Source organism: Caulobacter sp. Root1455, assembly GCF_001426905.1.
GTDB lineage: Bacteria > Pseudomonadota > Alphaproteobacteria > Caulobacterales > Caulobacteraceae > Caulobacter.
The window spans coordinates 1-1,654 of record NZ_LMFQ01000019.1; the positions used below are offsets into that span (position 1 = coordinate 1).

Sequence of the window (1,654 nt, forward strand, 5' to 3'; positions counted from 1 at the left end):
AAATCACTACCCTCTTCGCCGCGGGGTGGAGCAGCCCGGTAGCTCGTCAGGCTCATAACCTGAAGGTCACAGGTTCAAATCCTGTCCCCGCACCCAAGATCAAGAATGGCCTCCTTCGGGAGGCCATTTTCGTTTGAGCCTTCGGCGCCGCGGCTGCGCGAAGGCCCAGCCTGGCCGCGGTCGACGAACGTCGAGCCTCCTGGCCGGCGCAGGGTGACGCCCAAAGGCCTCCAACAACGAACGCGGGCGAGTTCTTCGTCGAGCTCCGCCTGGCCGCGCGTGGCGACTTTCCTCCCCGGATCTCCCTGAGAATCGAGGATCGCGACACTCGAAGGCCCCAAGCGCCTCGCGGCGACGGCGCTTGAGGCCGCCTCCCGGAGCCGATCGCGCTTTTCGTCGGTTCGACGACCCGCCAAGGTCGAGAATCGCTCTGGTCCGTCGTCGACGCTGCCACGCCGCGGGCTCGATTGGCCTTGGCGCGCCAGGTCCTGGGCGGGTCTTCCGAATCGAAGGCGAGAAGTCGGCCTTCGTCCCTCTATCGCAAAGGCCGCGATCGAAGGAGAATCGGCCGGGCGGCCCGAGGGCCGCGGCCTTGGGGCGCCTCGATATCGCGTGTCGCCCAGCCCACGAGACGCCTGGATCCCGCCCGTCGCGCGGCGAATCGTATCGGTTCCTGTCCGGGCCGGCGTGGCCTGACGCCGATCAGGACCCGCCGCTTCTCGACGACGGAGCCAGGTCTCGCCGGCGGGCCTCGTGGAATCGGCGAACGATTCTGGCGCCGACGGGAGCGTCCTTCGCTCATCGCGCCGGCGCGCGGTCGATTGGCCTTCATGCTCCCTCGGACGGACGATCGAGCACGGGGATCGGTGGCGATCGCGGCAAGCGTTCCTGGTCAGCCGCCCCGGGGTCACGGCGTGGGAGGGGGTGATTCTCCGCGACGGTCGTACACGAGGCCGGCGACGACGACGGAAGGGCGCGCCGACCCGCCAAAGCCCGGCCGGCAGAAGCCCGAGCCACCAAAGCCCCAGCTGTCAGATCGGGATTCAACCGGAGAGGGGTTGTCACCGCGTCGTCACACGCCTATATCGACCGCTCGCTCGGAAACGCGATCGCGCCGCAGGGGCGGGAGCTTCAAGGCTCTTGCTTTCTTCGGCTGGCTTCGTTAGTTTCCGCGCTCCAATCGACTCGGTGATGGATCCAGGCGGGCAGCCTCGGCGGCCCAAGGATCCCTTTTTGTCTCTTCGTTGCGGCTTCGGCCTCTTTGAGAGGGTGGAAAAACGAGACGGTTGACTCTGAGGTGACGCTTCAATAGAAGCGCCGCTCCTCACAGAAGCGAAGAGTTCGATAAGAATTCCGAGGTTCAGCGAGGTGTTCAGTTTCGATGTTGTGCTGGAATTCAGCGGAATTCGAGATTGACGCGGAGCCAGGCTTTCATTAGAAGGCGCGGCTTCTGAGGATCTTGAAAGAGTTCGAAAGAATTCGACCGGGTCCTCTCCAAGTCTAGAGTGTTAATCTTCGGATTTCTTTCTTGACTTGATTGGCGGCTTTGACTAGAAGGTCGCTTCGGTTTGCTGGGTTTGCTTTCGGGCGGATTTGGCGGATTGGTTCGGACGGTTTTGTAAAAAACGGTTTGACACGGAATTCGAGGTTGGAT

At 63.4% G+C, this 1,654-nt stretch carries 1 tRNA gene; it reads left to right on the forward strand.

Features of this window, described 5'->3' with window-relative positions:
- Positions 1–19: 19 nt before the first annotated feature.
- Positions 20–96 (forward strand) — tRNA-Met (locus ASD21_RS09455).
- Positions 97–1,654: the final 1,558 nt, after the last annotated feature.